This window comes from Rhizobium sp. Leaf453 (assembly GCF_001425605.1).
Lineage (GTDB): Bacteria > Pseudomonadota > Alphaproteobacteria > Rhizobiales > Rhizobiaceae > Pararhizobium.
This window is the reverse complement of record NZ_LMRG01000028.1, coordinates 292,716-310,956: the sequence shown is the minus strand read 5'-3', so window position 1 is coordinate 310,956 and position 18,241 is coordinate 292,716. Positions and strand designations below refer to the sequence as shown.

16 protein-coding genes and 3 pseudogenes are annotated in these 18,241 nt (G+C 60.8%); 6 read left to right on the top strand and 13 right to left on the bottom strand.

Translation table 11 applies throughout. From position 1 onward, the window contains the following. Nucleotides 1–9: 9 nt before the first annotated feature. Genes ASG68_RS26285 through ASG68_RS26275 form a run of 3 tightly spaced genes read left to right on the top strand, consistent with a single transcriptional unit; the run spans nt 10 to nt 2,888 of the window. Nucleotides 10–996: an aldo/keto reductase gene (locus tag ASG68_RS26285; RefSeq protein WP_062584472.1), complete on the top strand. Its 987-nt coding sequence runs from the start codon at nt 10–12 to the stop codon at nt 994–996. 42 nt (nt 997–1,038) lie between these two features. After that, on the top strand, nt 1,039–1,917 hold the full coding sequence (locus tag ASG68_RS26280) for an amidohydrolase family protein (RefSeq protein ID WP_062584469.1): 879 nt from the start codon (nt 1,039–1,041) through the stop codon (nt 1,915–1,917). After that, nucleotides 1,914–2,888 carry an aldo/keto reductase gene (locus ASG68_RS26275; protein ID WP_062584467.1) on the top strand — a complete coding sequence of 325 codons (975 nt, stop codon included), beginning with the start codon at nt 1,914–1,916 and terminating at the stop codon, nt 2,886–2,888. Before ASG68_RS26280 ends, ASG68_RS26275 begins: the two co-directional genes overlap by 4 nt. 85 nt (nt 2,889–2,973) lie before the next feature. On the opposite strand, the gene ASG68_RS26270 is transcribed toward ASG68_RS26275, so the two are convergent. From ASG68_RS26270 to ASG68_RS26255, 4 genes are read right to left on the bottom strand one after another with little or no spacing between them, the layout of a single operon-like run. Further along, entirely contained in the window at nt 2,974–3,822 is an 849-nt protein-coding gene (locus ASG68_RS26270; protein ID WP_062584464.1) for a fumarylacetoacetate hydrolase family protein, read from the bottom strand. A 34-nt stretch (nt 3,823–3,856) separates the two neighbouring features. Continuing rightward, nucleotides 3,857–4,600: an SDR family oxidoreductase gene (locus ASG68_RS26265; protein ID WP_062584462.1), complete on the bottom strand. Its 744-nt coding sequence runs from the start codon at nt 4,598–4,600 to the stop codon at nt 3,857–3,859. Then, nucleotides 4,597–5,379, bottom strand: a complete 783-nt coding sequence (locus tag ASG68_RS26260) for a FadR/GntR family transcriptional regulator (RefSeq protein ID WP_082478591.1) — start codon at nt 5,377–5,379, stop codon at nt 4,597–4,599. The genes ASG68_RS26265 and ASG68_RS26260 overlap by 4 nt, the downstream gene beginning before the upstream one ends. Before the next feature lie 3 nt (nt 5,380–5,382). Continuing rightward, the gene (locus ASG68_RS26255) at nt 5,383–6,831 is read right to left on the bottom strand and encodes an FAD-binding oxidoreductase (protein ID WP_062584461.1); all 1,449 of its coding nucleotides are present in this window, start codon (nt 6,829–6,831) and stop codon (nt 5,383–5,385) included. Nucleotides 6,832–6,992: 161 nt separating this feature from the next. Here ASG68_RS26255 and gloA point away from each other — a divergent pair, with 161 nt between their 5' ends. Then, on the top strand, nt 6,993–7,406 hold the full coding sequence (gene gloA, locus ASG68_RS26250) for a lactoylglutathione lyase (protein ID WP_062584459.1): 414 nt from the start codon (nt 6,993–6,995) through the stop codon (nt 7,404–7,406). 80 nt (nt 7,407–7,486) lie between these two features. Here gloA and ASG68_RS26245 read toward each other — a convergent pair whose 3' ends face one another. The 4 genes from ASG68_RS26245 to ASG68_RS26230 all read right to left on the bottom strand — a co-directional run bounded on the left by ASG68_RS26245 (nt 7,487) and on the right by ASG68_RS26230 (nt 12,192). Then, entirely contained in the window at nt 7,487–8,446 is a 960-nt protein-coding gene (locus ASG68_RS26245) for an ABC transporter permease (protein WP_062584457.1), read from the bottom strand. Nucleotides 8,447–8,456: 10 nt separating this feature from the next. Then, complete coding sequence (locus ASG68_RS26240) at nt 8,457–9,959, bottom strand: sugar ABC transporter ATP-binding protein (RefSeq protein ID WP_062584455.1); 1,503 nt, start codon at nt 9,957–9,959, stop codon at nt 8,457–8,459. A 6-nt stretch (nt 9,960–9,965) separates the two neighbouring features. After that, nucleotides 9,966–11,006: an ABC transporter permease gene (locus ASG68_RS26235; protein ID WP_244484336.1), complete on the bottom strand. Its 1,041-nt coding sequence runs from the start codon at nt 11,004–11,006 to the stop codon at nt 9,966–9,968. 103 nt (nt 11,007–11,109) lie between these two features. Beyond that, entirely contained in the window at nt 11,110–12,192 is a 1,083-nt protein-coding gene (locus ASG68_RS26230) for a sugar ABC transporter substrate-binding protein (RefSeq protein WP_062584453.1), read from the bottom strand. 227 nt (nt 12,193–12,419) lie between these two features. Between ASG68_RS26230 and ASG68_RS26225 the strand changes: the two genes are divergently transcribed. Together ASG68_RS26225 and ASG68_RS26220 are read left to right on the top strand one after the other, a co-directional pair. Beyond that, on the top strand, nt 12,420–14,009 hold the full coding sequence (locus ASG68_RS26225) for a GMC family oxidoreductase (RefSeq protein WP_062584452.1): 1,590 nt from the start codon (nt 12,420–12,422) through the stop codon (nt 14,007–14,009). A gap of 15 nt (nt 14,010–14,024) precedes the next feature. Next, nucleotides 14,025–15,290, top strand: a complete 1,266-nt coding sequence (locus ASG68_RS26220; protein ID WP_062584450.1) for a glycerate kinase — start codon at nt 14,025–14,027, stop codon at nt 15,288–15,290. A 219-nt stretch (nt 15,291–15,509) separates the two neighbouring features. Here the strand turns inward: ASG68_RS26220 and ASG68_RS30955 are convergent. The 5 genes and pseudogenes from ASG68_RS30955 to ASG68_RS26210 form a co-directional block, all read right to left on the bottom strand. Beyond that, nucleotides 15,510–15,788, bottom strand: a pseudogene (locus ASG68_RS30955) (type II toxin-antitoxin system RelE/ParE family toxin); the annotation flags it as partial. 14 nt (nt 15,789–15,802) lie between these two features. After that, nucleotides 15,803–15,979 (bottom strand): annotated as a pseudogene (locus tag ASG68_RS32635) (type II toxin-antitoxin system RelB/DinJ family antitoxin); the annotation flags it as partial. Nucleotides 15,980–16,153: 174 nt separating this feature from the next. Beyond that, nucleotides 16,154–16,304 (bottom strand): annotated as a pseudogene (locus ASG68_RS32630) (IS110 family transposase); the annotation flags it as partial. 205 nt (nt 16,305–16,509) lie between these two features. Next, nucleotides 16,510–16,809 (bottom strand): hypothetical protein, encoded by a 300-nt coding sequence (locus ASG68_RS26215; RefSeq protein WP_062584448.1) that lies wholly within the window; start codon nt 16,807–16,809, stop codon nt 16,510–16,512. Nucleotides 16,810–16,897: 88 nt separating this feature from the next. Continuing rightward, complete coding sequence (locus tag ASG68_RS26210) at nt 16,898–18,118, bottom strand: polysaccharide biosynthesis/export family protein (protein ID WP_062584446.1); 1,221 nt, start codon at nt 18,116–18,118, stop codon at nt 16,898–16,900. Between the last annotated feature and the right edge of the window lie 123 nt (nt 18,119–18,241).

Below are 18,241 nucleotides of genomic sequence, written 5' to 3'. Positions count from 1 at the left end.
GAGAGAGAAATGCGATCAAGACCATTCGGCCGCACCGGCAGGAATATCAGTGAAATCGGCTTCGGCGCCTGGGCCATCGGCGCTGCCTGGGGAGAGGTCAATGACGACGATGCCATCAAGGCGTTGCATGCGGCGCTGGATAGTGGCGTCACGTTTATCGACACTGCCGATGTGTATGGGGACGGCCATTCCGAGCGACTGATCGCGAAGGCAATGAAGGAGCGCGGCGGCGAACGGCCCTTCATAGCCACAAAGGCAGGACGTCGCCTGCCGGAACAGACGGTGGCCGGTTACAGCGCCGAAAACCTGACGGCCTATATCGATCGCAGCCTGAAAAACCTGGAGACCGACACGCTCGACCTCGTGCAACTCCATTGCCCGCTCACCGACCTCTACTACCATCCGGAAGTGTTCGAGCGGCTCGACCGTCTGGTCGAGCAGGGCAAGATCCGCAATTACGGCGTCAGCGTCGAGCGCGTCGAGGAAGCGCTAAAGGCGATCGAATATCCCGGCGTTGTCAGCGTCCAGATCATCTTCAACGCCTTCCGGCAACGTCCGGCCGAACGTTTCTTCAAGATCGCGCAGGAAAAGAACGTGGCGATCATCGCTCGTGTCCCGCTGGCGAGTGGTTTGCTCTCCGGCAAGTTCAAACGTGATACCAAATTCGAAACCACCGACCATCGCCTGTTCAACCGCAACGGCGAGGCCTTCGATGTCGGTGAGACTTTCTCGGGCGTTCCCTACGAAGTGGGTCTCGATGCGGTGGAGCGGATTCGGCCGCTGGTCTCGGGCGATACGACCATGGCCAAGTTCGCCCTGCGCTGGATCCTGATGTTCGATGCCGTGACCGTCGCCATTCCAGGCGCACGCAATCCGGCGCAGGCCCAGTCCAACGCCGAGGCCGCCGCGCTGCCACCGCTGCCGGCCGATGTCATGCAGGAAATCGCGCGGATCTACGACGAGGACATCCGCAAATACGTTCATCAACGCTGGTGAGCGCCGGATCGATCGCGAAGCTGACAATCGAGAGACAACACCATGCCCACACCGATCATTGATTCACATCATCATTTCTGGGACCCTAAAAGCGGCGGCGATTACGGCTGGCTCAGCGGCCCCTTCGAGCCGATCAACCGGGTTTTCGAGCCGGCCGATCTCAGGCCGTCGCTGGAGGCCAACAGGGTAACCGGAACCGTTCTGGTCCAGACCTGGAACGATCTCGGCGAGACCTGGGATTTCATCAAGACGGCCGAAGCGACGGATTTCGTCGCCGGTGTCGTCGGCTGGGTCGATCTCACCGATCCCGCCGTCGGTGAAACCCTTGCTGCGCTGAAAGCGAGCCCGGAAGGGAAATGGCTGGTCGGGGTGCGCCACCTTATCCAGACGGAAAGCGATCCGAACTGGCTTCTGCGCGACGATGCCCGCCGTGGCCTGAAGGCCGTCGAGGCCGCCGGGTTGGTCTACGATCTCGTGCCGAACCTGCCCCAGCTTCCGTCCTGCGTGCGTACCGTCGAAGCCTTCCCGAACATGCGCTTCGTACTCGACCACATCTCCAAGCCTAACATTCGCGATGGTGAATTCGACGATTGGGCAAGGCTGATGCGGGGCTTCCGCGCGGAACGGGATCACGTCTGGTGCAAGCTGTCAGGCATGGTAACGGAGGCCGACTGGCAGAACTGGACGCCGGAAGACCTGAAGCCCTATGTCAACGAAGTGCTCGATATTTTCGGTGTCGATCACTGCATGTTCGGCACGGACTGGCCGGTTTGCCTTGTCGCCGCTAGTTATGACCGCGTTGTCGGTGCGCTGCGCGACTGCCTAAAAGGGCTCCATGAAAGCGATCTCGACAAGATCTTTGGTGGGAATGCCATCGAGGCTTACCAGCTGCCGGAATTCACCGGCCGTCAGGCCGGGTGAACTGCGATGACAGGCAAAAAATTACGTTCGCATCGCGTCTCGGGTTCGGTGCAAGCGGTATCGGCACGCTTTATCGGGACGTCTCGGAAGAGGCGGCGCGGCAGGTGCTAGCCACGGCCTACGAGGCGGGCCTCCGCTACTTCGACACCGCACCGCTTTACGGGCATGGCCTCAGTGAACTTAGGCTCGGGCAATATCTGCGCACCGTACCGCGTGACACCATCACCGTCTCGACCAAGGTCGGGCGATACATGGTGCCACCGCGCGGTGAGGCCGTGGATTATGGCCTCTGGGCCTCGCCGCTCCGACTGAAACCGGTGTTTGACTACAGCTATGACGGCACACTGCGCTCACTGGAGCAATCGGCCAACCGGCTCGGCTTCCCGGATTTCGATCTGGTCTACATCCATGATGTAGACCGGTTTACCCATGGCGATGATTACGAACGCCGTTTCGGGGAGGCAATGGAGGGTGCCTACCGGGCATTGGACGATCTGCGCAAGGCCGGTCACGTCAGGGCAATCGGGGTCGGCGTCAACGAGAGCGACGTCGCAAGGCGCTTCGTCGAGGCAGGTGATTTCGATGCGGTGATGATCGCCGGGCGCTATACGCTCCTCGATCACAGCGCCGCGAACGACCTGTTTCCGGCTGCGAAAAAGGCGGGGACGGAAATCGTTGTCGCCGGCGTCTTCAATTCCGGCATTCTGGCAACGGGACCGGAAGCGAGCGCCGCGACCTACGATTACGGCGCCCCACCTGCCGCCATCATCGCCCGCGCGCAGGCGATCGAGCGAATCTGCGAAGCCCATAGCGTGCCAATGCAAGCAGCAGCGATCCAGTTTCCGTTCCGGAACCCGCTGGTCTCCGCAGCCGTGCTCGGCATGAGCCGACCTGAACGGATCGCGCAGAATCTCAAATGGTCAAGCAATGCGATCCCGGATGCCTTCTGGCGGGACATCGACAGCATTTGAGGTTCAGGCCACTCTCTGGAAACTCTGCCCCAACCAACTGCCCCATCCCCGGCTTTGATCGAGAATGGGGCGCACGGTCGGTGTATCAGGTGGCATCCACCGTCAATTGCTGCTGTTCGCCAAGCCCTTCAATTCCGAGACGAATGGTCTGGCCGGCGTGGAGGAAAACGGGCTCCGGCTTGATGCCGAGGCCAACGCCGGGGGGCGTGCCGGTGGAGATGATATCGCCCGGCTGCAAGCTCATGAACTGCGAGATATAGTGCACGAGGAAGACGACGCCGAAGATCATCGTCTTGCTCGAGCCGTTCTGGCGGGAAACGCCGTCCACGGTCAGCCACATCTTGAGGTTCTGCGGATCGGCGATCTCGTCACGGGTCACGACCCAGGGGCCGATCGGGCCGAAGCTGTCGGCCGATTTGCCCTTGGTCCACTGCCCGCCACGCTCGGCCTGGAAGGCGCGCTCGGAGACGTCGTTGATCAGGCAATAGCCTGCGACATGCTTCATCGCATCTGCCTCGGTGACATACCGCGCCTCGTCGCCTATCACGATACCAAGCTCGACTTCCCAGTCGGTCTTCTTCGAGTTGCGCGGGATGATGACGTTGTCGTTCGGTCCGGTGATCGCGCTCGTCGCCTTCATGAACAGGATCGGTTCTTCCGGGATTTTGGCACCGGTTTCGGCGGCATGGTCGGCATAGTTCAGGCCGACACAGATGAACTTGCCGACACGCCCGACGCAAGGGCCGAGCCGACCCGGATTGTCAACCAGCGGCAGGCTCTTCGGGTCGATTGCGGCAAGCGCGGCAATGCCCTCGCTCGTGAGTACCGAACCGGCGATATCGGCGACATGGCCCGAAAGATCGCGCACCTTGCCATCGGCATCGAGAAGTGCGGGCTTTTCGGCGCCCGGCTGGCCATAGCGAAGAAGCTTCATGGAAAAAATGTCCTGTAACTGAAGAAACGGATGATCAGGCGTTGGACCAGCCGCCATCGACGACGATGGCATTGCCGGTCATGAAGGCCGATTCATTGCTGGCAAGGAAGACAACGAGCTCGGCAACCTCCTCGGCAGTGCCAAGCCGGCCCATGGGCTGGCGGGCGATGAAGGCCGCGCGGGCAGCGTCGTAATCGCCTGTGGCACGCATGCGATCTTGCAATGAGGGGCTTTCCACCGTGCCCGGGCAAATCGCATTGGCGCGGATGCCCTTGGCAACGTAGTCGACCGCGACGGACTTGGTCATGCCGATGACCGCCGCCTTGGTCGTGCCGTAGATGAAACGGTTCGGCGCGGCAATGACGGTGGAAGCGACCGAAGCCATGTTGATGATGGAGGCACCGCCATTGTCGAGCATGCCCGGCAAAAAGGCCTTGATCATCCGATACATGGCGCGAACATTGAGATTGACCGAAAAATCGAAAGCATCCTCATCGCAATCGAGGATCGAGCCATTGTGGACATAGCCGGCACAATTGAACAGGATGTCCGGCGCCTTGATCTCGCTGGCAAACTGCGTGATCGCCTTTTGATCCAGTACGTCAAGTGCGCGGATCGTGACACCCGGCAAATCTTCGAGCCCTGTGAGTTTCGATGCATCGATGTCTGTCGCGATGGTTCTTGCGCCCTCCCGCGCGAAAGCTAGAACCGCCGCACGCCCCATGCCCTGCCCGGCAGCCGTTACGACCGCCGTCTTTCCGTCAAGTCTGCCTGTCATTTCTGGATATCCCTGGATGTCTTCTGTAACGCCGGGTCGTCATCACCCGGAACTGATTGGCTTGCGTCGGAAGCCGGAGGCAGCCCGACACGCTGCGCAGCACCCGCCAGATGCAGATGCATGGCCTTGTGGGCCGCCACGGGATCCCCTGCCTCGATGGCATCGAGGATCTGCTGGTGTTCGCCAAGTGTGATGCTGGCGAGGTCATCTGAGCGTCGCTGGTTGCCAGAGGCGAGGATACTGTCGCGTACACGTTCGGAGGCGAACATCAGGAACGGCGCCATATAGGTGTTCTGGGTAGCGGCGGCGACCGTCCTGTGAAATTCGAGATCCGTCTTCAGCCAGGTCACGCTGCCGTAGGGCGCCGCTGCCATGGTCGCCAGCGCCTCGCGCATGGCCTGCAGGTCGGTCTCGGTGCGCCGCTCCGCCGCCAGTGCCGCGATCTGCACTTCCAGAATTCCGCGTATTTCGAAAAGATTGCGGAAAGCTTCGGCCGGATGCAGGGCATCGTGATCGATGGTCAGTACGGTGGAATTCGGAACATCGGCGACGAAGGCACCCCTGCCCTGCTGCGACCAGATACGACCCTCCGAGCGCAGCCTCGCGATCGCCTCTCGCACCACGTTGCGGCTCACGCCGAATGTCTGCGCCAGCGCCTGCTCGGTCGGCAACTGGTCACCCGGTTTAAGGCGCCCCTGGGCGATCTCGCGAGTTATGGAGCTTGCGACCAGCGTCGAGAGATGGGGTCCCCGGTTGACCTTGTCGAGTTTCAACATCATCGCTCACCTGCTTCCTGAATCTGCCGCGCGCGGCAGGAAAATCCGTCCCCGGCTCATGATCGCGCCGGGGTCGAGGGCATCCTTGATCCTGCCGGCAAGATCAAGCGAAACTTCGTCTATGCGCTTGAGGAATGCATTCTGCTTCACCTTGCCGATGCCGTGTTCGGCACTGAGCGAGCCGCCATACCTGTCGACCACTTCGAAGATGACTTCTTCGGTCTCATGGAAGAGCGAGTCGATCTCGCCAGCGCCCATGCCGACTGGCGGCACCACGTTCAGATGAATATTTCCGTCGCCGACATGACCATAGGTCACAGGCAGAGCATGCGGATGGCTTTTCGAAAGCGCTGCCAGCGCATCTTCCACGAAGCCCGAAAGGGTCGAGATCGGCACCGAGACGTCGGTGCGCAGATAGCGACCGCCACGCCCCTGCGCCTCCACCATGAGCTCCCTGAGCAGCCAGAGCTGGTCGCCCTGCGCCCGGCTGGAGGCCACGACGCCATCGACGACGAGGTCCTCGGCGCTGATCAGGAAATCCTGCAGGATGGCGCGTAAATCGACACGTCCGCCTGCGGACGCCTCGATCAACACGTAGACCGGGCAGACTTCAGAAAGGGGATCGCGCAGACCGCTGCGGGCGCCAAGCGCAATCTCGATGCCGCCACGCAGGATCAGCTCGAAAGCTGTCAGAAGATCGCTGCATTCCCGTCGTGCCCGCGCATAGAGCGCCATGGCATCTTCCACGGAGCGCAGGCCGACAAGCGCCGTCTCCACCTGCGTCGGCTTCGGGAACAGTTTCAGCGAAACGGCAGTCACGATGCCGAGCGTGCCTTCGCTGCCGATGAAGAGTTGCTTCAGGTCGTAGCCGCGATTGTCCTTGCGCAGCAGTTTCAGGCCGTTCCAGACACGGCCGTCGGCCAGCACCACTTCCAGCCCGAGCACGAGATCGCGAGTCATGCCGTAGCGCAGCACGTTGAAGCCTCCGGCATTGGTGGCGACATTGCCACCGATGCGGCAGCTTCCCTGCGCGCCGAAGGTGATCGGCAGGATGCAATCTTCCGCCTCGGCGTAACGCTTGGCCTCCTCCAGAATACAGCCAGCCTCGACCACCATGGCGAAGTCGATGGCACTGATGGAACGCAGCCGGTTCATCCGTTCCAGTGATATGACCACCTCACCGCCTCCGGGCGCAGCAACCGCCGCACCGACGAGCCCCGTCAGCCCGCCCTGGGGTACGACCGGAACACCATGGAGGCTGCAACAGCGCATCAGCGCAGAGACCTCATCGACAGAACGCGGGCGCGCAACGGCAAGCGGCAGGCCGAAATGGTCGCCGGACCAGTCACGCGTGTAGCGCTCCATCTCATCGGCGCCGGTCAACAGGATGCCATCTGGAAGCGCCTCCCTCAAGATCGCCAGCATGTGTTCGCGTGGTAGGGTGACGGCGTCCATCAAACGGCCTCCGGTGTCTGCGGAAAACGACTGGACAACGACGCCAGTTGCATGGTTATCATACAACACTGATAATGAACATCAAGGGCAGCATCATGTTTCGCACAGCCCTGTTTTCGAAAATCAGAATGAAAACCATATCTTAATGGAGGAGTGATCCGATGGACGCCGAAAGCCGCTTCCGCAACATGCATGTGATGATCCGAGTCTTTGATCTCGATGTCTCGATCAAGTTCTATACCGAGCTTCTGGGCATGACCCTTCTGCGCCGGGACGACTATCCGGGCGGCAAGTTCACCAACGCCTTCGTCGGCTACGGCCCCGAAGAGACTGACACCGTCATCGAACTTACCTATAACTGGGGTCGCGAGGAGCGTTACGAACTCGGCACTGGCTTCGGCCACCTCGCCCTTGGCGTGCGCGATATTTACGCCGTCTGCGCCGAACTCGAAAAGCAGGGCGCCCGTATTCCGCGCCCGCCCGGCCCGATGCTGCATGGTACGACCCATATCGCCTTCATCGAGGATCCGGACGGTTACAAGATCGAACTGATCGATCTCGATACGATGTCCTGAGCCCTGACTTCTGGAACCGCGCCGCCGGGCGCGGTTCCTTTTTCCGATGCTGTAGACATCCCTGGGAGGAAGCTCGGTTCTCATTTGATCACGGGAATCTTGCTGCGATCGATGGTGATGGCGACCGCGATGATGAGAACCGCACCGAACACCACGTTTTCCGCAAAGATATTGACGCCGACGAAAGTCATGCCGATCCGCACGATCGAGATTATCAGCGCGCCGACAGCTGTGCGCGCAACACCGCCAAGCCCGCCGGTAATGGCCGTTCCACCAACGATGACGGCCGCGATCGCGGGAAGCAGGAGCTGGTTGGCAAGGCTCGGCGAGCCGCTCGACAGCCTGGCGGCTAGGATGACGCCGGCAATGGCGGCCAGCGTACCGGAAATGGCAAAGGCGATGATCTTTGTGCGATCGACGTTGATACCGGCGGCCAAAGCGGCCGGTTCGCCGGCTCCAACCGCCAGGCTGTGACGTCCGAAGCGGGTGTAACGTAGCGCCATGAAACTGATCAGGCCGACGATGGCGGCAAGGATGGCGACGACAGGTACGCCAACGACGGTTCCGTTGATCCAGGTCGTGCTGAGCCGACCACCTTCCTCGATGGTGATGGCGCGACCCTGCGCGAACAGCAGCGCCATACCGGCGACCACACCACCGGTCGCAAGCGTGGCGACAAAGGACGGCACCCGCAGGCGAACATGCACGACACCGCTCAGGATACCGAAGACAAGACCAGAGGCGATGGCGACTGGAAAGGCGAGCGGCCCGATCGAGGGCAGCAATTGTGCGAGGATGACGCTGGCAAGCGAGGCGACCGCCTGAATGGAAAGATCAATGCCGCCAATCAGGATGACGAAGGTCACGCCGGTCGCGAGGATGAAGAGCACGGCAGTGTTGCCGAGCAGAAGCCCCAGTGTCTCGCCGGTCAGAAAGCCGGGCGAGCCGATCTCCACGACGATAATCAGAAGGACCAGCAAGGCCGGTGGAATCGCGCCCTGAACCCAGCCGGCCGCGAACATATTGGATAATTTCTTCATGGCCCTCTCCTCACACCATTTCCCGTACGAGTTCCACCTGGTCCGGCTTGTTGCCGGGAGCAGCCTCGAAGCGAGCCGTCACTTCGCCGTCCTTCATGACCAGCACGCGATGGGAAAGACCGATCGTTTCCTCCAGTGTGTCGGACAGAAGAAGGATGGCGATCCCTTGGGCCGAGAGATCGCGCACGAGTTCGTAGACCTCCTCCTTGGCGCCGACATCGAGGCCGCGCGTGGGGTGATCGAGGATCAGAACGCGTGAGCCGGCCGTCATCCAGCGGGCGAGGACGACCTTCTGCTGGTTGCCGCCTGAAAGCTTGCGGCAGGCGATATCGGGACCGGGTGCCTTGATGCGCAGCTTGCGTATCCACTCCGTGGCAAGGCGCCGTTCCGCGACATAATCGATCCGGCCATTGCGCATCACGGTCGAAAGGTCGGCGAGCGTGATATTCTCTGCAATCGAAAGAAACATCACCAGCCCCTCGATCCTGCGCTCGCGCGGGATGTAGCCGATGCTCTTGCGCACCGCCTGTTCAGGTGTGGTGAGCCGCACGGCCTCGCCCTTGATCTTCAGCGTACCTTCCGTCTGCGGCAGGAAACCACCGAGCGTGCGGCTGATTTCCTCACGCCCCGAGCCGACAACGCCGGCTATGCCGACAATTTCGCCGGCATGGATTTTGAAATCGACTCCATGGAACGCGCCCTTCACGCCAAGCCCATTGGCTTCGAGGATCACCTCCGGCCCGGGCGGCACCTGCCGCGGCTCCTTGTAGTATTCGGTCTGCAGCCCGCGGCCGACCATGATCTCGTGCAATTGCGGGCCGGTAACCTCACTTGCCCGGTGTTCGGCGACGACCTCTCCGTCCTTCATCGTATAGACCCGGTCGGAAATGCGCAGGACCTCGTCGAGCCGGTGCGAGACGAAGACGAAGCTGGCACGCTTCTTCAAGGCCCGCACACGCTCGAACAGCACGTCGATATCGGATGCGGTCAGCACCGAGGTTGGCTCGTCGAGCAAAATTACCAATGGCCGCGAAACGCTCTCCTCCAGCGTCAGCGCCTTGGCGAGTTCCACCATCTGGCGGGCCGCGAAAGACAGCTCCGAGGTCCGCGTCGTCACGTCGATATCGACGCCGATCTTGCCGAGTTGCCTGCGCGCGGCCTCCCGCATCGCCCGCCAGTTGACGATGCCGAAGCGGGTGAACTGATGTTCCTGTCCGAGATAGATGTTTTCGGCGACGGACATATTGAGCAAAAGCGATTGTTCCTGGAACACCATACCGATGCCATGGACGGCGGCATCGCTGGTGCTGCGCAGGCGCAACCGTTCTCCGTCCAGCGTCATCGTGCCGGAATCCGGCTGCAGCGTTCCAGCAAGCGTACGCATCAGCGTCGATTTGCCGGCGCCGTTTTCTCCGATCAGGCCGATCACCTCGTTGGGGCGAATCTCCAGCGAGACGTTTTTTAGAGCCTTGACGCCCAGGAAGGATTTCGAAATTCCGTTGACTGTCAGCATGGCCGCTCACTTCACGATCTTGAGACGGAGACGGTCGAGCGACAGCGCGACGGCGGCGATGATCATCAGGCCCTGCACCGTCTGCTGGATGTAGGGCGAGATGCCGAGCAGGACCATGCCATTGGCAAGCACGGTCACGATCAGGACGCCAACCAGCGTATTGAGCACGCCACCTTCGCCACCGGTGAGCGCGGTTCCACCGACGACAACGGCCGTCACGGCGGCGAACAAGCGTCCGTCGGCAATGACAGCATTCGATTGGCCAAGTTGCGCAGCGGCAAGCACACCGGCAATGCCGAAGAAAAAGCCAGCGACTGCAAAGGCCGTAATGCGAACACGCTTGAGGTTCACGCCCGACAGTTCAGCCACGTCCTCGCCGCCGCCGATCGCCAGGATATGGCGGCCGAGGCGGGTGTGATACTGGATGATGACGGCCAGGCCGAATGCCGCCAGGGCAACCCAGACCGCAAAGGGGAAGCCGAGAAATCGCTCCAACGCAAGCGAGCGGATGGAATTATCCATCAACCGCACGGCTGAGCCACCGAGCATGTAAACGGACGTCCCGAGCCCGATGAACCAGACCCCGAGCGTCGCCATAAAGGAGGGAATGCGCAGAACCGTCTGGATGATACCGTTCATCAGCCCGATCAGTGTGCTTGCGGCAATCGCGGCAATAACGGCGAGCCAGCCATATTCATTGGTGTTGGCGTCATTGCTCGCAAGCAGCACCAGCACCATGGCGGCGACAGACAGCGCGCCTTCCACCGAAAGATCGATACTGCCCATCAGGATGATGAAGGTCATGCCCATGGCGAGCGTCAATGGCACGGCCGAGGAATTGGCGATGCGAATAAGATTGCGCGGCTCGATGAAATTCGGATTAGCCAGCGTGATCAAGATGCACAGGACGATCAGCACGATAAGAGGTGCGAACGTACGCAGCCTGCGCGCGCCCTCTCCTTGGAAAAAACGCGAAAAGGCAGCATGCATAGCTGATGTCCGCTCCAGGTTGGTGACGGGCTTCATGGTTTCAGAATTGATCGACAAAAGAAATACTCCGCATCCGGGCCGAAACGCCGGCAGCGGAAGGCTTCCGCTGCCGGCAAAGGTTCGCGGCCAAGGCCGCACCGGTCATCCCGTAAAGAGAGACTTACGTTCTGATCTGGCCGACGACACGGCCCCACAGATCGTTCCAGTCGAGCGTCGGCTGGGCTTCGACATTGGTCTTGTAATATTCCTCGACATTGTCCTTGGTGATCGAAACCACCTTGCCGTAGAACTCGCGATGTTCCGGCGGTTCGGATGCAGGATCGAACTTCTTCATCAGCGCGTTGTAGCCGAGCGCCAGACCAATGCCGCCCTGCCAGAACGGATCCGACGTGATCGTGGCGGCGAATTCGCCCGTGCGGACCGCGTCAACTGCAGCCTTGATGCCGTCGATCCCGACGACCGGAATCTTGCCGGCAAGGCCTTCGCCACGCAGCGCCTCGAGCGCACCGACGCCCATGTCGTCGTTTGCGGCCCAGATACCCTTGATCTCGTCGCCGAAGCGGGTGAGCAGGTTGCTGGTCAGGTCGAAGGCTTCGGTCGACTTCCAGTTGGCGACCTGGAAATCGAGCAGCTTGATATTCGGATTGGCGGCAAGTGCTGCCTCCAGGCCCTTCTTGCGCTCGATGGCTGCCGTGTTGGAAATCTGACCCCCGAGAGCGATGATGCCACCGGAACCACCGATCGCCTTGAACAGGATATCTGCAATCTGCTGGCCGCTGGAGACACCGTCGAACTCGATGTGCGAAACATAGTTGGGGTTGAAGTCCGCAGGATGCAGGTCAGCCGGCTTGTTCCACTGGGTGACGACATAGGCACCGGCCGCCTTGCAGGCCTCGACGATCGGCCGCGCATCCGGCGTGTCGTTCGGGTCGGAGTTCAACACCATGTTGCCGCCTGTCTTGGCGAGCATCGCCTTGATGTCGGCTATGCCCTTTTCACTGTTACCCTCGGAAACGAGTGTCACATGCTCCAGCCCAGCGAACTTGGCATAGGCTTCGGCACCCGTCTTCCAGACTGCATGGTATGGGTTGGACAACGAGCGGATCGAAGTGACCAGCGTCGGAGCTGCCTGCGCGAACAGGCGTTTCGGCATGGCGGAAACGGCGAGACCGGTCGCAGCACCGATCATCAGCGTGCGGCGGTTCATCGCGCCGAAATTCATCAGGGTCTTTCCGTCTTTCATTCTCGATCCTCCCGTTGAAATCCAAAAAACAGCGGTTCGGCAGCTCCTTGCGGCTGCGGGAACAGGTCAGAAAAGGAAGTCGCGCCCTCCGTAATTTGTACGACAACCCTTCAACACGATAACCATACCCTTTCTCTTGACGCCGCACAAGGGACTTGAGATGGTGCGTGCCGAAGAGATGCGAAGCCGCCCGAAAAACGCTGAGAATCTCGCAGTGGAGGAATGAAATGCCCGACTACATCGTGATCGGCGCCGGCTCTGCCGGATGCGTGCTTGCCGCGCGCCTGACCGAAGATTCGTCCGTCACCGTCACCCTGCTGGAGGCAGGCCCGAAGGACACGAATTTCTACATTCACCTGCCCGTCGGCTTCTTCAAGATGACGGCCGGACCACTGATCTGGGGTTACGAGACCGCGCCAGGCCGCGCGATCGGCGGTCGCAAGATGGTCTATCCGCAAGCCCGCGTACTCGGCGGCGGCAGTTCCATCAATGCGCAGGTCTTCACCCGCGGCTGCCCGGAGGATTACGATACATGGGCAATCGAAGACGGTTGTGAGGGCTGGTCCTACGCCGACGTCTCACCGTATTTCCGCCGGTCGGAAGGCAATGATTCCCTCGGCGGACCGCATCACGGCACCGAAGGACCGCTCGGTGTCAGCTCCACGACGCCGCATCCACTGACACGCGTGTTCGTCCGTGCCGCGCAGGAAGCCGGACTTCCCTATAACGGTGATTTCAATAGCGGCCGCCAAGAGGGTACGGGTTTCTATCAGGCGACAACGAAAAACGGTAAGCGCAGCAGCACGGCGACCGGTTATCTGAAGCCCGCTCTTTCCCGCAAGAACCTGACATTGCGCACGGATGTCATGGTCAATCGTATCGTCATTGAAAATGGACGTGCCATCGGCGTGGAAATCATAGAAGGCGGCCGGCCGGTTACCCTACGCGCCGACCGCGAGGTGATCGTCACCTCCGGTGCCATCGGCTCACCGAAGCTGCTGATGCTGTCGGGCATTGGTCCCGCGGATCATCTGCGGTCGGTCGGCGTTGATGTCGTTCACGCATTGAATGGGGTCGGCCAGAACCTGCAGGACCATATGGACGTCGACGTACTCGCCGAACTTTCCGGGTCCCATGGCATTGACCGCTACAAGAAGCTGCACTGGCAGGCGATGGCAGGGCTCGAGTACATGCTGTTCGGCAAGGGGCCGGTCGCGTCCAACATCGTCGAGGCCGGCGCCTTCTGGTGGGGCGATCGCAACGAAAAGACACCCGATATCCAGTTCCATTTCCTGCCGGGCGCGGGCGTCGAGGAAGGCATCGGCAGCGTCCCGGGCGGCAATGGCTGCACGCTGAATTCCTATCCGGTCAGGCCGCGTTCGCGCGGCAGCGTCACCCTTCGCACTGCCAATGCGACCGACGCGCCGCTCATTGACCCCAATCCGTATGCGGAACCCTATGATCTCGAGCGCGCCGCCGATGGTATCCTCATCAGCCAGGACATTCTCTCGCAGCCGGCCTTCAAACCCTACATCCGGCGCGAACATCTGCCGGGCGCGCAGGTCAAAAATCGCGAACAAGCAAAGAGTTTCGCGCGCGAGCACGGCCGCTCGGCCTATCATCCCGTCGGCACCTGCCGCATGGGCGCTGCCGACAATCCGGATGCCGTGGTCGATCCGCATCTTCGTGTCCGCGGCATCGAGGGCCTGCGCGTCTGTGACAGCTCCATCATGCCGCGTCTCATCTCCTCGAACACCAACGCCGCAACGGTCATGATCGCTGAAAAGGCGGCGGATTTGATCCGCGCCACCCGCTGAATACGGAGACCGCCGGTGCAAGACATTGATCCCCGCGCCTTGCTGCGCGCCACCTTCGATGCTGCGGTAAAGGCGGCCGATCCGACCCACGGCATGCGGGCGAACCTGCCGAAAAAGCCGAAAGGGCGCACCATCGTTGTCGGCGCCGGCAAGGCCTCCGCGCAGATGGCTGCGGTGCTGGAAAATCTTTGGGACGGGCCGCTCGAAGGCGTTGTCGTCACCCGCTACGGGTTCGGCGCACCATGCCGTCAGATCGAGATCATCGAGGCGTCCCATCCTGTCCCGGATGCGGCTGGGCTTATCGCCTCGCGCCGGCTGTTGGAGACGGTCAAAGGGCTTACCGAGGACGATCTCGTGATCGCGCTGATTTCCGGCGGCGGCTCCGCCCTCTTGCCTTCGCCAGCCACCGGCCTGACGCTTACCGATGAAGTCGCCGTCAACGAGGCGCTTCTCGTCTCGGGCGCGCCGATCTCGGCCATGAACACGATCCGAAAACATATCTCGACCATAAAGGGAGGTCGCCTGGCGGCAGCCGCGCACCCGGCAAAAGTCGTATCCTTCCTGATCTCGGACATACCCGGCGACAACCCGGCCTTCGTCGCCTCCGGCCCTACCGTGGCCGATCACGCAAGCCGACGCGATGCGCTCGGCCTGATCAATGCCTACGGCATTCCCCTTCCCGATGCGGTGATGGCACATCTCAACTCGGATTTTGCGGATAGCTTGAAGCCCGACGATCCACGCTTCCGGACAAACGAAACCTTCGTTGTTGCCTCCGCCGCCGTATCGCTCGAAGCGGCGGCAGCCGAAGCCCGCAGGCATGGTATCGAAGCCCTCATCCTTTCCGATTCTGTCGAGGGGGAATCCCGCGATGTTGCCAGCGTACACGCCGCCATCGCCCGCGAGATCGCTACCCGCAACAGGCCCTTCCGCAAACCGGTGCTCCTCCTGTCCGGCGGGGAAACCACCGTCACACTACGGGCAAAGGGCAAAGGGGGCCGGAACAGCGAATTTCTCCTCTCCTTCGCGCTCGGCATCAACGGCTTTGACGGAATTCACGCAATCGCCGCTGACACGGACGGGATCGATGGATCGGAAGACAATGCCGGCGCCTTTGCCGATGGCGGCACGATCGAACGCATGCGCAAAGCCGACACCGACGCCAAGGCAATGCTCACACAGAACAATACCTGGACCGCGTTCGACAGCATCAACGAGCTGCTCGTGACTGGTCCCACAGGAACTAACGTCAACGACTTCAGGGCAATATTGGTTCGATAAAGGACTGGCTTCTCGCGGACAATGAACACAGGTCGGAGCGACGTTCCCTTGGAGCCGTAAACTGCGAGAAATCAGGTTTGTTGAACCGGCGTTGGCTTTCTCAGAGTGGCGCCCCGCCGGACTGTACGTTCCATCAGGGCCGGACACCCTCTCTCGTTTCGCGTCGGAAACTGGCCCACGTGAAGTGGATCGAACCACCGCCCACTGATACGAGACAAGTTAGCTGGTCGGCAAAGAGTCTGGCCATTCCTGCGCGCCATGAAGGACGCGAAGAATGCGAACAGTTGTTCCGTTAACGGTATACGCCACGATGTATGGCGTCCCGTTGATCACAAGCTCGCGCGTACCAGCCATTCTGCCAATGCGGTCGCTCGCGGGAAAAACAATCAAGCGGCGAACAGCGGCCACGATCCGCTCGTCAATCAAGATGGTGGCTGAAGGATTATCTGCCTCGATATATGTGAAGACGGCGTCGCGATCAGATAACGCGAAATCAGACTAGGTAAGCTTCACTATCTGGACACATCCGCTTTAAGTCGAGCTGCCGCTCGACGTTTCGCGAAATGTCCCTCCACTTCATCGTGCGAGATGTCCGGTCGAGTATCGTTCAGCGCCTCAAGCATCTTAGCGCGAAACCAAGCGTCGTGCGCCTCGCTTCCGGAAAGGAGTTCGACAGGTGGCGCGTTCTTTTTGAAGTGACCGGCCACTGCCTCTGGCCCCGAGATTTGTAGACGCCTTCTTTCCTAATTTTGAGGCAGGAAGAGCATCATGAGCAAATCGAATTTCACCGAAGAATTTAAGCGTGACGCTGCGCGCCAGATCACGGGGCGAGGCTATCCGGCTGCGGAGGTTTCGCAGCCTCTCGGCGGGATCAAGCGAACATCGCGGCCAAGTTTGCCGATCTCACGCGCCCAATAATGCGTTGTAGCACAGGCCTCCATCGCGACCGTGCATTTGCGCAGTTCTGTAAAGAAGGTGAGCACTCGGGCCGCGAGACAGTTTCCTGCGCAACACTGAACGCGCCATGGCGGAATCAGCAGCAAAATCAAAGCTTTCCGCAATACTTCTCTCTTCTGCTCAAACTCTGGCAGCCGCCGTCAACAGAACGCCGCCGTGTTCAGAACGTCCAATTCACGGCATGTTGGAAAAAATACCTGCCCCCCCGAGGCGGTCAGAATCAGCGCGAAAAGTGTGTCAAAGCATCAGGGTCGGCTTCGCCCTACGACTTCTTTTCGTAGAAGTGGGCGTGGACCGAGGCGATGGCCATCAGGACGATAATGGCGACCAGGCCGATGATCTGCGCGATGGCCGTGCCGAGGAACCGGATGGCGGATAGTGGCGATGATAGTGTGGTCGACATCCCCTTGCTCGCTTCCTGTTCGGCAGGCGCATTGCCTGCCGTGACCTTTATCGCGTGTTTCCTGAGATGTTCCGTCAGCTTTCGATTGATCTGCGCATCCGTGCCGTCGGCGTCGCCGTGGAAGCGGGGACCATTCTTTTTTGTCGATGAATCAATCATGGCAACCTCTTCACTCCAGATCTAAACGCCGCGCGACCGGTGGCGCGGATGCGCGGGATCATCGACCACTCTCCGAGTCCCGCGCGTTTCATTGCGTGTTGAGGACGGACGTCACCTTTACGACGTCTCCTGGCTGCACCCGGGTGCCCTCGTCTGCCGGTATGACGACCGATTTCCCATCCTCTTGGCGAACCAGAGCGTAGCTGATATCGGCCGCGGCGCCTGCGCCTGTTGCCTTTTGTGCGGCATCAGCGGATTGGAGAAGTGCCTCCGTCATCAAGTCCCGGCTCGTCGCCAGCTTCAGGTTCAACGTGTCGAGTTCCGCCTCGGTGTTTTGCAGTTCCTGCGCGAGTTGGGCATTCCAGTCATTGCGCAGGGTGATCTCGTCCTGGTTTGCCTTGCTGACATCCTGCTTGGCTTTCAGTGACGCGGTGTCGATATCGAGAACCGAAGCCTGGATGTCTGCGATCCGTTGCTCGACCGAAAGCAACCGGGCGCTGAGTGCCAGCCCCTTGTCCGCCAGATCATCGACGCGTCCCTTGTCTTCCATGACCAGAGTCAACTGCCGGTTCTGGGTGGCGGATTTCTTGCCCAGCGATTCTATCTCGCTCTGGAGAAGAGCCTTCAGTTCGGCAAGGGCGGTCAGTTGCAGCTTGAGGCGCTTGTCTCGCGAGACCATCAACGCCTTTTCGCTTTCGACGAGGCTCTGGACATCCACAGCGTTCTTCAATTCCGCCGGCACTGCAATGTCATCCTTTTCCGCTATTTCGGCCTGCAGCCTGGCGCGGCGGATGAGAAGGCGGTTGCGCTCGGCGACCTGCACTGCCGAATCGCCTTGGGCATTGATGAAATCGCGGGCGAAGCGCTGGCCGTTTTCCGACCGGTGAAGCCCTCCTCCGAGGCTGATGGCTTTCAGCACCGTCATGTCGGGCGCAAACGGATATTCTCCGGGCGTCTGGACGTCGCCTGCCAGATAGATCGGCCGGTATTGTGCCAGTTCAACCGAAGCGGATGGCCGGTCGGGTAGACCGAAAAGTTTCTGGAGCTGCACACCCACTGCATCGGCGATCTCTGCCGTCGTCTTTCCCGATGCGGGTACTGTGCCAAGGAAAGGCAGGGAAATGTCGCCGGAAGCGCCAACGGTATATTCGCCGCTGATGGCCGACCAGTCCCGGACTGCACCCTCTGCCGTTTGCCATTCCGCCACGCGGATTCGCAATTTGTCCATGGCGCCGAGCGCATAATCGTCGGCTGCAGCCTGAATGGCTGACAGGCCAATGACCGCCGACGCAACAGAGATGCGAAGCATCGCGACTGCAGACAGGCCCCAACCCTTGCGGCCTGGGGCGGAAACTGCCGGGGCGAGAGATATTTTCATGAAAATCCCCAATCTTCGGAACTGCATCGTTCCGGGTGGAAAACAGCCGCGACA

Excerpts from the sequence above, each read along its gene's own strand:
- ASG68_RS26265 (WP_062584462.1), bottom strand. The coding sequence starts at position 4,600 with ATGACAGGCAGACTTGACGGAAAGACGGCGGTCGTAACGGCTGCCGGG.
- ASG68_RS26280 (WP_062584469.1), top strand. The coding sequence starts at position 1,039 with ATGCCCACACCGATCATTGATTCACATCATCATTTCTGGGACCCTAAA.
- ASG68_RS26255 (WP_062584461.1), bottom strand. The coding sequence starts at position 6,831 with ATGGACGCCGTCACCCTACCACGCGAACACATGCTGGCGATCTTGAGG.
- gloA (WP_062584459.1), top strand. The coding sequence starts at position 6,993 with ATGGACGCCGAAAGCCGCTTCCGCAACATGCATGTGATGATCCGAGTC.
- ASG68_RS26230 (WP_062584453.1), bottom strand. The coding sequence starts at position 12,192 with ATGAAAGACGGAAAGACCCTGATGAATTTCGGCGCGATGAACCGCCGC.
- ASG68_RS26245 (WP_062584457.1), bottom strand. The coding sequence starts at position 8,446 with ATGAAGAAATTATCCAATATGTTCGCGGCCGGCTGGGTTCAGGGCGCG.
- ASG68_RS26270 (WP_062584464.1), bottom strand. The coding sequence starts at position 3,822 with ATGAAGCTTCTTCGCTATGGCCAGCCGGGCGCCGAAAAGCCCGCACTT.
- ASG68_RS26285 (WP_062584472.1), top strand. The coding sequence starts at position 10 with ATGCGATCAAGACCATTCGGCCGCACCGGCAGGAATATCAGTGAAATC.
- ASG68_RS26240 (WP_062584455.1), bottom strand. The coding sequence starts at position 9,959 with ATGCTGACAGTCAACGGAATTTCGAAATCCTTCCTGGGCGTCAAGGCT.
- ASG68_RS26225 (WP_062584452.1), top strand. The coding sequence starts at position 12,420 with ATGCCCGACTACATCGTGATCGGCGCCGGCTCTGCCGGATGCGTGCTT.
- ASG68_RS26260 (WP_082478591.1), bottom strand. The coding sequence starts at position 5,379 with ATGATGTTGAAACTCGACAAGGTCAACCGGGGACCCCATCTCTCGACG.
- ASG68_RS26210 (WP_062584446.1), bottom strand. The coding sequence starts at position 18,118 with ATGCTTCGCATCTCTGTTGCGTCGGCGGTCATTGGCCTGTCAGCCATT.
- ASG68_RS26215 (WP_062584448.1), bottom strand. The coding sequence starts at position 16,809 with ATGATTGATTCATCGACAAAAAAGAATGGTCCCCGCTTCCACGGCGAC.